Source organism: Salipiger sp. CCB-MM3, assembly GCF_001687105.1.
Classification (GTDB): Bacteria; Pseudomonadota; Alphaproteobacteria; order Rhodobacterales; family Rhodobacteraceae; genus Salipiger.
Genome location: NZ_CP014595.1, coordinates 2,741,103 through 2,756,668, shown reverse-complemented (window position 1 = coordinate 2,756,668; position 15,566 = coordinate 2,741,103). Strand labels below are relative to the sequence as shown.

Annotated in this window: 12 protein-coding genes; 7 read left to right on the top strand and 5 right to left on the bottom strand. The window is 61.1% G+C overall.

The genetic code is table 11. From position 1 onward, the window contains the following. The first annotated feature begins 222 nt into the window (after positions 1-222). Both AYJ57_RS13230 and AYJ57_RS13225 read left to right on the top strand, forming a co-directional pair. Positions 223-1,245, top strand: a complete 1,023-nt coding sequence (locus tag AYJ57_RS13230; RefSeq protein ID WP_193789493.1) for an NAD-dependent epimerase/dehydratase family protein — start codon at positions 223-225, stop codon at positions 1,243-1,245. 92 nt (positions 1,246-1,337) lie between these two features. Continuing rightward, positions 1,338-2,711 (top strand): nucleotide sugar dehydrogenase, encoded by a 1,374-nt coding sequence (locus tag AYJ57_RS13225; RefSeq protein ID WP_066106095.1) that lies wholly within the window; start codon positions 1,338-1,340, stop codon positions 2,709-2,711. Positions 2,712-2,746: 35 nt separating this feature from the next. Here AYJ57_RS13225 and AYJ57_RS13220 read toward each other — a convergent pair whose 3' ends face one another. The 5 genes from AYJ57_RS13220 to AYJ57_RS13200 all read right to left on the bottom strand — a co-directional run bounded on the left by AYJ57_RS13220 (position 2,747) and on the right by AYJ57_RS13200 (position 8,173). Continuing rightward, positions 2,747-3,739, bottom strand: a complete 993-nt coding sequence (locus tag AYJ57_RS13220; RefSeq protein ID WP_157374085.1) for an endonuclease/exonuclease/phosphatase family protein — start codon at positions 3,737-3,739, stop codon at positions 2,747-2,749. 181 nt (positions 3,740-3,920) lie between these two features. After that, complete coding sequence (locus tag AYJ57_RS13215) at positions 3,921-4,766, bottom strand: polysaccharide deacetylase family protein (protein ID WP_066106089.1); 846 nt, start codon at positions 4,764-4,766, stop codon at positions 3,921-3,923. After that, on the bottom strand, positions 4,750-6,222 hold the full coding sequence (locus AYJ57_RS13210; RefSeq protein WP_083191248.1) for a protoporphyrinogen/coproporphyrinogen oxidase: 1,473 nt from the start codon (positions 6,220-6,222) through the stop codon (positions 4,750-4,752). Before AYJ57_RS13210 ends, AYJ57_RS13215 begins: the two co-directional genes overlap by 17 nt. Next, positions 6,215-7,264, bottom strand: coding sequence for a lysylphosphatidylglycerol synthase transmembrane domain-containing protein (locus AYJ57_RS13205; protein ID WP_066106087.1), 1,050 nt, complete (start codon positions 7,262-7,264; stop codon positions 6,215-6,217). The genes AYJ57_RS13210 and AYJ57_RS13205 overlap by 8 nt, the downstream gene beginning before the upstream one ends. Then, the gene (locus AYJ57_RS13200; RefSeq protein WP_193789492.1) at positions 7,265-8,173 is read right to left on the bottom strand and encodes a glycosyltransferase family 2 protein; all 909 of its coding nucleotides are present in this window, start codon (positions 8,171-8,173) and stop codon (positions 7,265-7,267) included. An 862-nt stretch (positions 8,174-9,035) separates the two neighbouring features. Here AYJ57_RS13200 and AYJ57_RS13195 point away from each other — a divergent pair. The 5 genes from AYJ57_RS13195 (at position 9,036) to AYJ57_RS13175 (ending at position 15,361) form a co-directional block, all read left to right on the top strand. Then, positions 9,036-10,625, top strand: a complete 1,590-nt coding sequence (locus AYJ57_RS13195; protein ID WP_237220157.1) for an NAD(P)/FAD-dependent oxidoreductase — start codon at positions 9,036-9,038, stop codon at positions 10,623-10,625. 75 nt (positions 10,626-10,700) lie between these two features. Further along, positions 10,701-11,423, top strand: coding sequence for a methyltransferase domain-containing protein (locus AYJ57_RS13190; RefSeq protein ID WP_066106081.1), 723 nt, complete (start codon positions 10,701-10,703; stop codon positions 11,421-11,423). 44 nt (positions 11,424-11,467) lie between these two features. Continuing rightward, positions 11,468-12,772 (top strand): PepSY-associated TM helix domain-containing protein, encoded by a 1,305-nt coding sequence (locus AYJ57_RS13185; RefSeq protein WP_066106079.1) that lies wholly within the window; start codon positions 11,468-11,470, stop codon positions 12,770-12,772. Further along, the gene (locus tag AYJ57_RS13180; RefSeq protein WP_066106076.1) at positions 12,769-14,325 is read left to right on the top strand and encodes a hypothetical protein; all 1,557 of its coding nucleotides are present in this window, start codon (positions 12,769-12,771) and stop codon (positions 14,323-14,325) included. The genes AYJ57_RS13185 and AYJ57_RS13180 overlap by 4 nt, the downstream gene beginning before the upstream one ends. Before the next feature lie 16 nt (positions 14,326-14,341). Next, positions 14,342-15,361 carry a glycosyltransferase gene (locus AYJ57_RS13175; protein ID WP_066106073.1) on the top strand — a complete coding sequence of 340 codons (1,020 nt, stop codon included), beginning with the start codon at positions 14,342-14,344 and terminating at the stop codon, positions 15,359-15,361. Positions 15,362-15,566 lie beyond the last annotated feature (205 nt).

The window sequence follows — 15,566 nt, the reverse complement described above, 5'->3', positions numbered from 1 at the left end:
CCGCATATTCTCCGGGCGACTGATTCGAAATCGGGCGGCGTGCCGAGGGTTGAAATTGAAAAAACCCGCAAGCTGTGGCTTGATCGTTCTAAAATTTGCTCAAAAAGGAACCAATAACCCGATCCTAGTAAATTAACTAATTTCAGAAAAGGAAGATCGAACCACGTGCCGAATTTCCTGCCCCCAGAGACATTTCCTGCTCATGAACTTGTCGGAGTGCCCGTGGTTGTCACCGGCGCCACCGGCTTTATCGGCGGCGCTTTGGTCCGGGCGCTCCTCGCCTCAGGAGCCAAGGTCACCACGCTTCACCGCGGGTCACACGGCCGCGCCGCGATGGAGGCGCTTGGTGCCCGCGCGCGCGTCGTGCCTTTGAAGGCAGGCGCCGCGCTTGCCGGCGCGCTGAGCGGGCAGCAGGTGCTGTTCAATTTCGCCTATGACGTCCGCGCCGGTGCCGAGGACAATCTCAAAGCATTCGACGCGCTCCATGACGCCGCAATTTCAGCCGGGATCGAGCGCTTCATTCATGCGGGATCCGCCGTCGTCTATGATGCTTGGCCCAAGGGGCCGGTCACCGAATCCGGCAGTTGCGACAACCCAGTTCATGACCCTTATCGCATTGCCAAACGCAGCATGGACCAGACCCTAATGAACGGCATGCTACCGGCCATTATCCTCCAGCCGGCAATCGTTTACGGCCCGGGAAGCAGCCTCTGGATCGAGCGCCCCATCGCCGCCATGCGCCAAGGTGGTGTGGTGCTGCCCGAGCCGGTCGGGCGGTGTGCGGCGGTCTTTGTGGGCGATGTGATTCAGGCAGCCCTGCGCGCCGCGATCCTGCCCGATCCGGGGCGCGAGCGGTTTCTCATCTCGGGTCCGGACACGCCATCATGGGCCGATTACTGGCACGCGATCTGCGGTCTTGCAGGTCAAGGTGAGGTCATTCTGGAGCCCCTCGGTCAGTTGACAGCCGAAGCAGGTTCAACGCCGATCTTACAGACCACCACCCGCCCGCCGCTGGCCGCGCGCATCAGCGCCGCCGGACGCAAGGTGCTGGGGCATGAAAGGTTCGAAAGCCTCGTCGCGCGGGCACAACAATTGCGCGGCCCGTCCGGACCGGTGCGACCGGATCACGCGGCGCTTGAACTTTATGCATCGGACCCTTCGGTCAGCATCGAAAAGGCCCAAGCACGGCTTGGCTACGCCCCCCGCTACAGTTTCAGCGCCGGAATCAATGCTTGCCGCGCGTAAGATGAGACCCGATACTGTCTGAGTATTTATTGACGTATTTTGACTTCGATTTGAGCCAGAATTTTCTCATTTATTGCGATGAAGAATTGCCAATGAGCGTCATTGAGATTGCACTCGAGGGCTGCGGTTCGCCTGCAGACCTTCTGAAATCCAAAATCGAGGAGCGGACCGCACGGGTCAAGGTCATAGGCCTTGGCTACGTCGGCCTTCCCTTGGCCCTGACCGTCCATGAAAGCGGCTTCGCCGTCTCCGGGCTGGACCTGAACCGAGCGCGGGTGGCCGCCATCAACGGTGGCGCGCAGGTGATCTCGTATTTCGAGGAAGGCCGCGTGGCCGAGGCTGTGGCCAGCGGCAGCTTCTCCGCGACCGACGATTACGCCTCTGTCACCGCCGCGGATGTCATCTTGCTGTGCGTGCCGACCCCGCTTTCGGACAAACGCGAGCCCGATCTGACGCAGATCATCCGCGCCGCCGAAAGCATGAGCGCCCATCTGCGGCCCGGCCAATTGATCGTCGTGGAAAGCACGGTCTGGCCCGGGGCGACATCGACGCTGCTTCGTCCGATCCTCGAACGTAGCGGACTGCGGGCGGGCGAGGATTTCTTCCTTGGCTTCTCGCCCGAGCGCGAGGATCCGGGCAATCAGACCCATTCGACCCGCACCATCCCCAAGATCGTCGGCGCCGACGATTCCGTCTCGCGCGACCTGCTCGAGACCTTCTATTCGCAGGTGGTCACGCAAACCGTTCCGGTGGAGTCCTGCGCCATCGCAGAGGCGGTCAAGCTGGTGGAAAACAGCTTTCGGACCGTCAACATCGCGCTGGTGAACGAGTTGAAGGTGGCCCTCGATGCCATGGGGATCGACGTCTGGACGGTGATTGATGCCGCAGCGACCAAGCCCTTCGGGTTTATGCCGTTCTATCCCGGCCCCGGAATTGGCGGGGACTGCATCCCGGTGTCGCCAGCCTATCTGTCATGGCGAGCGCTCGATGTTGGTTCCGAACTGCCCATCGTCGATCTTGCTCGGGTGCGGGCCGCCGCGGCGCCTTCTGACCTTGCTGTCCGCATCGCCTCTGACCTGAACACGAAGGCCGAGACCGCCATCCAAGGCGCGCGCGTGCTGCTCTTGGGGGTTGCCTACAAGAAAGACGTCGAAGACACCCGCGAGAGCCCGGCGCTTTACATGATGCAGCACCTCGAGGCGATGGGCGCGGTCTGCGATTTTCACGACCCGTACTTCCCCGTGCTGCCGCAGACGCGCGACCATCCGACCCTTGCAGGCCGCATCTCGGTCCACCTGAGTGCCGAGACTTTGGCGGCCTATGATGCGGTCGTGGTGACCACCGATCACACCGAGGTCGATTACGCCGCCGTCGCACGCCACGCGCCGATGATCTTTGACACGCGCAACGTGTTTGATCGGGCGGGCATCGCGATCGACGGGGACCGGACCTTCGTCAAAATCTGACGCTGACGGCGGGCAAGCGCGATTGGCGGACAGCCCTACTTGGGCTCCAGCCACATGTCCGCCATCAGCCCAAGATGATCGCGGTCCGGCACGGCGACCGTCTCAACACGGTCGAATTGCGCCTCCCGCAGCATCAGGTGGTCGATCTTGACACCAAACACCGGCAGCAGCGTCGGAAAGGTTCCGATGAAGGCGCTGGCCGGAACGTCCGCCCACATGTCGGACGTCATGCCAGTCTCGCGCAGGAAGTGCCGCAGCGAGGGCATGTGGATCGTCGCATTGAAATCGCCGCCAACGACAACGGGCCCCTCAATCCCCTTGACCCACTGCGCGAGGTCTTCGAGCTGGCGGGTCTGAACCTTGGCACCGCTCGGGGTTGTCGGCTTGATCGTATGGAAACTGACCACCCATAGCGTTTCCGGCCCGACCTGCACTTGCGCGGCATTGGCCCGCCCCGACACGCCGCCAAGTGTCAGTTCGCGATGCTGCAGGATCGGATGATTGGCGAAAAGCACGGTGCCATGACGGTCGCCGATCCGCGAGACTTTGCCCAGCGGGGCATAATCGCTGAAACGGCTGGCAATCTCGGACATTTGCCGCGCCCGCGCTGGTGTGATTTCCTGCAGCAGCAGAATATCGGGCTTTTCGGCGTCGATCTTTTCGGCCAGTGCGGCATCGTCGCGACTGGAAAACAGCATGTTCAGGGTCATCACCCGCAGGCGCGGGGCGTCGTCCGGCAGGTTGGCCACAGGCTTTGCAAGCCGCGGCAGCACAATATCAGATGCCAGCACAGCGCCATTGATCAGCGCCAAGCTCAGGGCCAGCCAACGGATCGTGCTCAGGTCGCTCGCCCAGCCGATCAGCGTGATGACCAGAGCCAGCAAGAAAAGCTGCGGCACGAAGTTGGACAGAAGCGCGGTGACCCAGAGGTTTCCCAGAAACGGCGCAGCAAGCGATACGGGGATCGCCAAGGCCAGCGCAATCTCGATACCCAGTTTCACCATCGCCCCACCCTTGCCCAGACCCACCGTCAGTCGCCTCGTCTTTCCTGCAAACTCAGCCTACCGCGCTGCGACGACGGCAAGACGGTGACACTTTGTCCGATCTAGCGGACTGACCCGAAAATGTGGAGAGCAGCAGAACCCGCCGCCTTTGCCGCTGTGCGACTGATGCGCAGAAACCCGACAGGTGAAAGCGAAATCAGGCAGCTCAGGCCTCGGGCGCGCCGCTTTGCGGCCTTGCTGTCAGCGAGCCCGGCCCCTGCGCCCAAGGTTTGACCATCGCCGAGCGCAGGCCGCGCAGCGTTTGCCGCCAGCGAAGATAGCCCTGCCCGCGCCCCCTCAGATAAGCGGCAAAGCGCGCGGGGGATTGGTAATAGAACATCTCAAGGCGCGGCAGGTCCATCAGGTCGCTTTCGGCCCCTGCCCGGTCCAGGCGGGTGCCGCAGGAGCTTTTGAAATGCGCCGCGATCGCGCGGCGGGTCTCGGCACTGGCGCGCCCATAGGGCGGCGCGAAATGATCCACGGCCCGGCCCAGATGATCCTCAAGTGTCTCTTTGCTTTGAACAAGCTCACGCCTCTGGTCTGCAAGCGACAGCGCCATGAGATCGGGATGGGTGACCGTATGCGCGCCAAAGCAAATCCCGCGCCCCGCGAGATCATGGATTGTACTCCAATCCATCAGGCGGCGCGGAGGGTCGGAGGCACCGGCCCAAGTCTCCGACGCGCCCACCCGGCCCGTCGGAACAAAGACCGTGGACGAAAGGCCCAACCGCTCCAGCACCGGAAAGGCCGAACGCGCGAAATCATCGAAGGCGTCGTCAAAGGTGATGATCACCGAGCGGCTTGGAACCGGCGGCCCACCGCTGCGCGCGGCCACCAGATCGTCCAGCGAAATCACCGGAACATCGCTCGCCGCCAAAACCTCCATCTGCGCGGTAAAGACCTCGACCGCGATGTTGGTCGCGCCGCCACCGCCGGAGATCGAGTGATACATGAGGATGTCCACGTCGGCCCCCCGCGCGGCAGCTTGCGTGTAATCAGTCTTCGACCACATGACTCTCAAAGTCCTTTCGGTGTCCGGCCCATGCCTCTTTGTCAAAGCTACCGTCTGGCCGAACGCAGGCCTCAACCGCATAGGCCGTCGCAAAGGCGTGGTGGGTATTGTCATGCGCAAAGAGCCCTTGCCGACCGAAAGTCACCAGTCCGTCGAGGCTCGACAGCCAAGTGTCGACGGTGCGGAAATCATCGGCATAGCCCCGCGCATAAACCGGATAGGCGTTCGGCAGACGGCGCGTGATGGTTTTGAGGACCGGAACCTTCACCGGCAGACCCACCTTGCCCAGCCAAGTCACCAGCTCTGCGCCAAGCCGGGCATCGTCCATCCCCCAATGCTCACTACCGGGGTCCGAAGGCAGCTCAGCGCAGAGGATCGTCCGGCCTTTGGGCTCATTCGCGGCAGAGTAGTTCTTTGGCTCCGACAGGCGCGACACAGGGATCGAAAGCTCGGGGAAGTAATGGGCATCATATTCGGTGAATTGGTCGGTCTCCAGAACGAGGTAGATCAGGATCATGCCGCGGTTCCGGATGCGCGAGGCGGCGTCGCGCACCGCGTCCTCGGCTGGCGGATCAATCAGCGACACAAGCGTGGTCAGCGGAATCGAAGAGAGGATTTGATCGGCGCTCACGCGGCGGTCCTGCCCGTCGATGGTCGCGTCAAAGCCGGTGATCTTCTGCCCCTCGCGGGTGATCCGGGAGATGCAGGCACCATAGCTGAAGCGCACGCCCTCCGCCTCGCAGGCATCGGCCATGGCGTGCATGATCTGCCCAAAGCCGCGCCGGGGATAGAAAAAGCGCCCTGCCGTAGGCGAGCGCACGCCGGGCAACTGGCTCAGCATCTTGCGCAGAATGCGGCCCACCGAATTCCCCGAGACCCGGCGATGTGCCAGTTCCGCATCCAGATCTTCGGGCGGAATTCCCCAAAGCTTCGTCACATAGGGAAAGTAGAAATGTTCGCAGATCGTCTGGCCCAATCCGGCCTTCATCACCCCAGCGAAAGTGGTCTCAGCGCGCGCCGACGTCTTGAAGCGCTTCGACACCATATCCCGCAAAAGCGAGAAGCCGAACCACGCGGGCAGCTTGACCAGCGCATTGCCCGGTTTCAGCGGAAACTTGATCCAGCGCCCACCCAGCCGAATGCGGCCATGGCGCGGGCGAAGCAGCAGATCGTCGCCCAGCAGATCGTGTAAATCCTTGAGGATCTCGGGGCCTGCGACCGGGTGAAACCGGTGGCTGCCGTAGTCGCACCAGATCCCCTCCATCAGGAAACTGCCGGAATTCCCGCCCGGCGCCGGCGCACGCTCAAAAACCTCGACAGAGGCATCCTCGCGCTTGGCAAAGCGATAGGCGGCGGCCAGCCCGGCCGGACCCGCACCCAGCACAGCCACCCTGCAGCGCGCCTTCATCGCGTCCTGCACGGCTGCATCCAAATCGGCTTTTGACAGATCATTCATTTCCAGAGCCTCCCGAAGGCAAGGTCAGATCACCTCCACGCATGCGGCGGCCGCCCGTCACTTCCGAAACAAGCCAAATGCCGCCGCCGACCAGACCGCCGAGAAACAGCACCACCTGCCAGACGAGGCTTGCCGCCACCACCGCCCCCAGATCGGATGTGAAGGGCGCAAGCAGCAGCGACAGCGCCGCCTCGCGCACGCCAAGCCCACCAAGGCTGACCGGCAGCACCGCCAGTATCTTTGCCAGCGTCCAGGCAAAGACCCATGCGGCCAGACCGATTTCGACCCCGGCGCGCCCGGCCAGCGCATAGGCCAGAATTGCCAGCCCGCTTTGGATCAAGATCGCAAAGGCGAAGGCGGCACCAATCCGCTGCGGCGATGCGGCGACCGCGCGCGAGGCCCGGACCACCTTGGCGATAGGGCTACGGAGCCGCTTCGGCATCGGTAGTTCCGACACCCGGTCCAAGGTATGCGGGAATACCAACACCACCGCGACAAGCAGCGCGACCACGGCGAGCGCAATTGCAAAAAATCCCGACAAGCTCGCCGCGTCGAACCCTGCCACTGAGCTGTCCCTAAAGGCCACAATGCCGAGCAGTCCCGCTGCCGCGACAAAAAGCAGGGCCAGCATGTCGATGAGCCGGTCGAGCACCGAGGCGGACACAAGATGCGCCGTATCCCCATGCGCGCGCGCGACGATCCCGGCGCGCACCAGATCTCCGCCAATCACCCCCGGCAGGCAAAGATTGCCCGCAAGCCCCGCGAGATGCGCGCGCACCGCCACAAGCATTGGAACCCGCCGCTCGCACAGCATCCACCATTTCAGCGAGGCGGCGCCATGCAAAGCAAGGAATGCCGCAAGCACGGTGCAGAGCGTGGTGACATCGAGGCGGGCAAACGCATCGCCCAGTTGCTCCAGCGGCAGAATGGCCAGCGTCGCCCCAAGCAGCGCGAGCGATCCGGCAACGCGAAGCCACCAGCCCAGCGGAAAGCCGCGTTTCGATCGCTCCGTCGGCGGCGAGATCACAGCATCTTCTTGCATTTATGGACGCAAATTCAGGCGAGCGATCATATCGGCGATCAGCCCCAGCGACCACAGCATGATTGCCGCAAGAAACATGAAGATCGCGGTCTCCGACAGGTTCGACTGGGTGATGTCATAGACCCCTTTCGCAAAGCCGACCGCGAAGAAGATCAGCCCCAGAGGCAGGAAGATGCGCAACGGATTGAAAAGCATGATCGCGCGCAGGACCAGAATGATGAAATTCACGAAATGCCCCGGCCTGATCTTGGAGGTGCCCACGCGCTTTCGGTACTCGATCGGGATGTAGATCAGGCGCAGGTCGGTGCAGGCCATGCACAGGGTGATCGTTGTGGTGAAGGAAAACCCCGACGGCAGCAGCGGGAAGAACGGCAGGACCTTCGACTTGCGCATCACCCGCAGACCCGAATTGAGATCATTGAGCTTTCTCTCGGCCAAAAAGTTCGCAAGGCCGTTCAGGACCCGTTTGGCGGGGCGTCGGATGAGCGGCACGTTGTTCATCGCTCCGCCGCGATCTCCGACGACCATATCCGCATCCTGTGCGAGCGCGAACATTTCGGGCAAATAGCGCGGCGGATAGGTGGAATCGGCATCTAGAATGGCGACATAATCATATTGGCTGCGGTTGATCCCCCGCTTGAGCGATGCCCCGTACCCAAGGTTCCCCGGGTTCACCTCCAGAATGACGCCCGCATCAAGCGCTTCTTGCCGTGTCCCATCCTCGGATCCATCGTCGACCACAATGATTTCCGACGGAATGTCCGTGGCCTCAAGAACCGCTCGGATTTCTTCGATTGTCTTGCCGAGCGATCCTTCTTCATTGAAGGCCGGAACCACGACACTCAGACCAAACCGCTTTTCGTCGCTGTGCGGCAGGTCTGCGTAGTCCTTTGTCTCAGTATCTTTCACCTTCGCTAACTCCTTGCTCCTGCGGCAATCAATCCCGCGAGGTCGCCAATTCTCGCCAATTCCATACGATCCGCTTGCGTGTCACCCGGCGAACCGGCGGACTTTCGGCGCGTACAGCGGTCTCGCGAAGGCTTCGATAGGCGCCAGATGCGATTCATCCACGCTCCAAGCCACGTAGATCGGGCCCCATGGGTTATGCTTCGTGGATCAGGTCAGCCGGTCATTTGGCGGAAAATCGCCGCAGCTGACGCAAACTCATTTCAAAATTTCAAAACAACTTTTGCGATAATGCGAAAACCAATCACTCAATCAATTCCAGAAATGTCGCCCATGCGACACTCAGAAATACATTGCTCTGCGAGCAAATCTCGAAACATCCGAGAATGTACGCACATTTCGATACGCCGTGTCACCGCAGTACAGGCACCCACACTATAGGACCGAAGAGACCTAAAATGGTAGGGGTTCCATTCTGACGCAGACCGTGCACAATGAGGTTTTGTGATCGGTCGGGGGAGATCGCCTCACGAACGCCAAAATTTGTAGCATCTCTGACATTACTTAGTTATCTCGTGACCCTACGCCCTGAAATGAGGCATCCGGAACATTCCTAACAAGCTTCAATCAGCCGAATCACCTTTAAAGCTCATTTTGCTCTTCTCAAGCATCAATAAACTTTTTACGCTCTGCCTAAGTTAACTAGACATTTGGCAATGTTTATAGAGATATTTTATTTTAGCGACCGCATTAGGTCGCGTCGGCGGCCAGTTTCACCAGTCAAAATCTGAAGCGGTTGCCAATTTTCAAGAGTTGACCCTAATCCAGAATATTTTCCTTTCCGCATTGTGAAGAGGATCGATTTGTGTCGACATCAATTTCGAACACATCCGTCGGTATTATCGGCGGCGGACCGGCAGGCCTGACTGCTGCATATGAACTTCAAAAACTCGGACCTGAATATCGCCCCCTCGTGCTCGAGGCCGGGGGACGTGTTGGTGGCATTGCCCGCACCGAGAACCACAAAGGGTTCCGGTTTGACATCGGGGGACACCGCTTCTTCACCAAGATCCCCGAGGTGCAGGCGATCTGGCAGGAGGTGCTTGGAGATGATTTCATCACGGTGCCGCGGTTGAGCCGGATCTACTACCGCGATGCGTTCTATGACTACCCGCTCAAACTCTCCAACGCATTGTCAAACCTCGGCGTTCTCGAGGCCGCTTGGATCGGCGCCAGCTACTTGCGGTGGCGGATTTTGCCGAACCGCCGGGAAGACACCTTCGAGGAATGGGTGATCAACCGCTTCGGGAAGCGCCTCTATACCCACTTCTTCAAGACCTACACCGAGAAGGTTTGGGGCGTGCCCTGTACCGAAATCCGTTCGGATTGGGCCGCGCAGCGGGTCAAAGATTTGTCGCTGTCGAAGGCGCTTTGGCAGGCGCTCGGCGGGGCCAGCAATGTCACCAGCCTGATCGAGGAATTCCAGTATCCCCGGCTCGGCCCCGGCATGCTGTGGGAGAGGATGGCCAGCAAGATCGGTGCTGCGAACGGCGAGGTGCGCCTCAAGAGCTATGTGAACGCGGTCAATCATGACGGCCGCCGCGTGACGAGCATCGACGTCGCCACCGAGCGCGAGGACGGCTCGGTCAGGGCCTACGAGATGGAAGCCGATCACTTCATCAATTCGATGGCGCTTCGCGATCTTCTCAACTGCATGAACCCGGCGCCGCCGTCGGACGTGCTGGCAGCGGCGAGACGTTTGAAATACCGCGATTTTCTGGTGGTCACCCTCGTGCTCGACCACGCCGACCCCTTCCCCGACAACTGGATTTACGTCCACAGCGACGATGTCCGCGTCGGCCGCATCCAGAACTTCCGCGCATGGTCCGACGAGATGGTGCCCGAACCCGACCGCGCGTCGATCGGCATGGAGTTCTTTTGCAATGACGACGACGACTTCTGGGCAAAATCCGACGCTGAACTGATCGAACTCGCGGCTCAAGAACTCGAAAAAATCCATCTGGCTCCGGCCTCCAGCGTGATCGACGGCGTGGTGATCCGCCAGCCCAAATCCTATCCGGTGTACGACTCAGAATATTCCGACGCGCTGGCGGTCGTTCGTGACTGGCTCAGCTGTTTCGAGAATTTCCAGACCGTCGGGCGCAACGGCCTGCACAGGTACAACAATCAGGACCATTCGATGCTGTCGGCGGTCTATGCGGCCCGCAACATCGCCGGGGCGACTTACGACGTCTGGGGTATTAACGTGGACCGGGCCTATCACGAAGAGTTCCAGACCAAACCCTATGAGGGCAGGACCGACACTGGCGCAGATTACGCGCATGGCGCTGGCCGCAAGGTCGCGGCGGAAAAGCCCGCCGAGCATCAGTCGCTTGGTCCGGTCGTGACCCAGAGCGGGCGCGACGAAGAGCCGATCGAGGCGCAGGCCACTTAGGCCTCCGCCACCTCCAATTATTTTGACGTTTGAAGGTGCATTTTTTGACGCAGATTTCAGAGCGGAGATTTAGCCATGGATGACAGCAGCGGCGTCGGAAATCAGATTTTGGCCAGAAATGGCGCATGGAGTTTCGGTGACAAGACCCCCGAGACCTTCGTCGATCACATCCGTCAATCGGTGCCCCTCTATGAAGACGGGCATCAACTGGTGTGCGAGCTTTCGAGCTTCTTCTGTCACAATTCCAGCACCTGCTATGAGATCGGCGTCTCGACCGGCGAGTTGCTGCGCAAACTTGCACTGCACAATTCGGCGAAGCCCAAGATCAACTGGGTGGGTCTGGACGTCGAGGACTCGATGGTGCGCAAGGCACGCAACCATTGCGACGACGTGCCGAACATCCAGATCCTGCGTGAGGACGCGCGGGATTATGAGTTCGAGAAGGCCGATCTGATCGTCTCCTACTACACGATGCAGTTCATCCCGCCGCGCCACCGGCAGGCGCTTTTCGACAAGATCTATGAGTCGCTCAACTGGGGCGGTGCCTTCATCTGCTTTGAAAAAACGCGCGGCCCCGACGCCCGTTTTCAGGACATCCTGTCCTCGCTCTACACGGATTTCAAACTGCGCAACGGGTTCAACTGCGACGAGATCATCGCGAAATCGCGCAGCCTGAAGGGCGTTCTGGAGCCCTTCTCGACCCAAGGCAATATCGACCTGATGCGCCGCGCTGGCTTCGAAGACCTTATGACGATCCAGAAGTACATCTGCTTCGAAGGCTTCCTCGCGATCAAATAGTGACCCGTATCCGAACGAGAGACTGTGGAATGATGAAGGGCCCAATGGCGAGCATAAGCGCGTTCCGGCTGCACGCTTGGTTGGGGCTCGTCTTTTCCTTGCTGCTGTGGGCTGTCTTCCTCAGCGGCACGCTTCTCGTCTTCGGAGAGCAGGCGGACAAAGCGGTCTACCCGCAGACGCGGGTCAATAGCGCCCCCGCCGAACTGGTCAGCTTTGGACAGGTCTATGACGCCGCCAAGGCCAGCGCGCCGAATACCCAGATCGTGTCGATCCGGCGCGACACCACAGCCGGGCGTGCCGATCAGGTGGTGATAAAAACCCCAGACGGCGAGACCCAGCATCTCTGGATCGATCCAACAACTCGGGATGCCACGGGAACCACGCCAACCATGGGCCCGCGCCGCCTGCTGCACGATCTGCACAGCCATCTGTTCATCTACAACGCCTTCGGGGCCTATCTGGTCACCGGTCTGTCGGTGGTGCTGGCCGTGTCGATTTTCACCGGTCTGGCAAGCAACAGGTGGTTTTCGGGCGATTGGTTCCCAAAGCTATCGTTGAAGAGAAGCCGCCGCGCCTTCTGGCGCGCCCTGCACCGCATCCTCGCCATCACGTCCCTGCCCTTTCTGATCGCAATCACGCTGACCGGGGCCTATTACCTTCTCGCCGATCCGCTCAACCTCTGGGGCCGCCTACCCGCAGCCGAGCCCGCTGCTGAGAGAGCCGCCGCCCTGCCTGAAGGTTTCGATGGCACGCAACTCGACCGGGCGGTCTCGGTCGCCCGGACCAGCTTTCCCGAGTTGGCAATCCATCAGATTTCGCTTCCGACGTGGCGCGGCGACGGGATCAAATTCGACGGACAGGCGAGCGCCCCGATGGTGGGCGATGTTGCCAATAGGGTCACTGTCGATCCGGTCACTCTCGATGTGCTCGGACGCTATCGCGCAGAAGACCTCTCTGCCGCGCGGCGGATCACCGAAGCGGTCGACCTGCTGCATTCGGGCCATTGGGGCGGGCGCGCCGTGCAGGTGATCTGGTTCGCCTTCGGCCTGATGGGCACGATGCTCGCCTTTACCGGCGCCCTGCTATGCACCCGAAGCCTGCGCCGAAACCCCGCTTCCGCCGCCTCGGCGAGCAGTCGGGCCTTGCCCATGAGCTTGCCGCGAAGCCTGCTTGGCTGGCCTTGGGTGTCTTTGCTTTTCCTCGCCATCATCGCCTTGGCCTCTTCGCTCTCGATCAAGTTGATCGCCAGCCGAGAGGATGGACAGAAATCCGCACAACTCCCGACCGCGCTGGTGACAGGCGCAGGGCCGGGCATCGAGGTATCTTCGGAAGAAGGACCCGGAAAATGACCAACCGCTTTGCTCACACAGGGCCGCTTCGGTCCCGCTCGCCTTTGGCGACACTGGTCTGGCTCCTCATCGCCCTCGCGATCTGTTTGTCTGTGACGATCATAAATCGCACGCCCACGGCCTATTTCGACACAGGTCTCTACCTTACGCGGGGGGAAAACACGCTTCAGACTCTGGGGCTTGCGCCCAAGCAGAGGACCACTGATGAAAACGGAACAGCAGACCCGAAAGCCGCTGCAAAGGACGCGGCGAAGGGCAATACCGGTGCTGACGACGACCGCACGACTTCTGGCAGCCGCTCGCTCTTTTACGCGGCGTTTCTGGCCTCCGCGCTCACCTTCGCCGATCTTCGCATGGTGCCCATCCTGCAGGCCTGCGCCCTGATTTTGACGATACTGATCTCCGTCCGAACAATCGTGCGCTGCTACGATCTGAGCGTGTCACCTCCAGCGCTGACGGCTCTTGCCGTGGCGGGCGCCGCGATCGGATCGGCGCCCTTCTATGTGGCCTTTCTGATGCCCGACATCTTCGCGCCGATCCTGCTGCTTGTCGTGGCGGGCTTCGTGGCCTTCATGGCCGACATGCTGCCATGGGAGCGCGCGGCGCTTTTTGTGCTCGCGGCTGTGGCGGTGATGACCCATCCGTCGCATCTGGCCATCGCATTGGTGCTGGTCCCGCCCGCGCTTTTGGGGGTCGTGCTCTTTCGCAGGCCGCGGAAATTACTGGCCGCGGTGATGGTGGTGGGGATCCCTCTGGCCGGGCTGGCCGAACATATGGCGGTCCGCACCGCCGTCAAAACCGTGGTCCACTCGGACGTTGTTTATACGCCCTTTCTGACGGCACGGCTGATCGTCGATGGCCCCGGTCTGGAATATTTGCACGCCACCTGCCCCAACCCCGAGGTCGCCAGCTGTGCGCTCTTGCCGATGCTCAACGAGCCGCAGCGGGTGACGCCATACAACATTCTCTTTGAGAAACAGCCCGACCTTGGATCCTTGGCGCTGCTCCCCAAAGAGACGCAACGGCAAATCATGGCCGAGCAAGTCGATTTCGCCAAAGACGTCTTCACCTCAAAGCCGCTCAGCGTGTTTGCCGCGGTCACCAGAAATACGCTGATCCAGCTTCGCAAGTATTCAGCGGGCACAACGATCACCGAGCCCCGCGAACTTAGCGCAATCCGCAGGAGCGCCTTTGATCTGCCGCCTCATTTCGACGACGCGCGGCTTTCCACGCGTCAGCCGTGGATGGATCAGACAAACACGCTTCACGCCGCCGCCTATGCCGTCTCGACCGTGCTGATCCTTTCGCTGGTTCTCTGGCCGCGATCAGGGCTTCCGCTTCAACTGCGGTGCTGGGCCCTCTTCATCCTTGTGGGGATCATCGCCAACGCCTTCGTCTGCGGAGCCGTGTCGCAGCCCGCCGCGCGCTATGGGGCGCGGGTTCTTTTTCTGCTACCGATGGCGGCGGTTCTGCTCGTCGCGGTCCGACCAGCGATCCAGTCCTCGACAGCGGCCCGCTTCGTGAAGCCAAAGACCTCAATCCCAAGCGAATAGAGTGCGATCAATCTGCATGAGCAAAGATGAACATTCCGCAAGGGCCAAGATTACCGTGGTGATGCCCGCCTATAATGCGGCCGAACTGATGGCGGATGTGCTGACGCCGCTGCTGCAGATGCACGAGGCCGGGGAGATCGACCAGATTCTGGTCATCGACGACAGATCGACCGACACCACCGCAGCGCGTGCGCGCGTACTTGGTGCTGAGGTCATCATTGCCGAGCGCAACGGCGGCCCCGGTGCCGCGCGCAATCTTGCCGCCCGACATGCGGACGGCGAGATCCTGTGGTTCGTGGATTCCGACGTGGTGGCCGATCCCGCCGGGCCAGCCTTGATCCGCAGGGCTTTCACATCGCCCGACGTAGTGGCGGTCTTTGGCTCTTACGACGATGCGCCTCGGGGGACATCATGGATCAGCCAGTACAAAAATCTGGTGCACCGTTATTACCATCAGCGCGCGCCCAGCGAGGCATCTACCTTTTGGGCCGGCTGCGGCGCGGTACGCAAATCGGCCTTTCTGGAAATCGGCGGCTTCGACGTCGAGACATTTACCCAGCCCTCCATCGAGGACATCGATCTGGGCTATCGGCTGCGGCATAAGGGCGGGCGCATCCTGCTCTTGCCGGATCTGCTGGGCAAACACCTCAAAGTCTGGACATTTTCCAGCGTGCTGCGGACCGACATCTTCATGCGCGCGCTTCCATGGTCGCGGCTGTTGATCACGCGCGAAGGTCTCAGCGACGATTTGAACATCAGCGTGGCCGAGCGTTTCCGGGCGGGCCTTGCGCTGCTGCTCCTCCTCGGCCTTCTGATGCTGCCGTTTTACCCGGCGGCCTGGCCCGCCGTCTTCGCGATCTTCATTCTGTGCATCCTCGCGAACGCATCTCTCTACCGTTTCATGAAAGCAAATGGTGGCTTTGCCTTTGCCATCTTTGCGGTATCGTTTCATCAGATTTACTACATCTACAGCAGTGTCGCCTTCGTCTACTGCCTTTTCGAAGCCAAATACATTTCCCCCCGCAGCGCCCAATAGCTGCGGTTCCGACCGGCACGTCATCGCTGATTTCACTCGCGCCCCCGTGCCAGCCCAATTTGTACGTCACCGAGGTTGCGCAAGGCCCCATACGGCCCTGCCGACAGGAGGATCATTGAATGACAGCACATCGCGGACCGCGTGACCCTGGCCCGGCACACCGCGTGACGCCAGTTCAAGCCCGCTGCCACGCCGCCGCCAATCC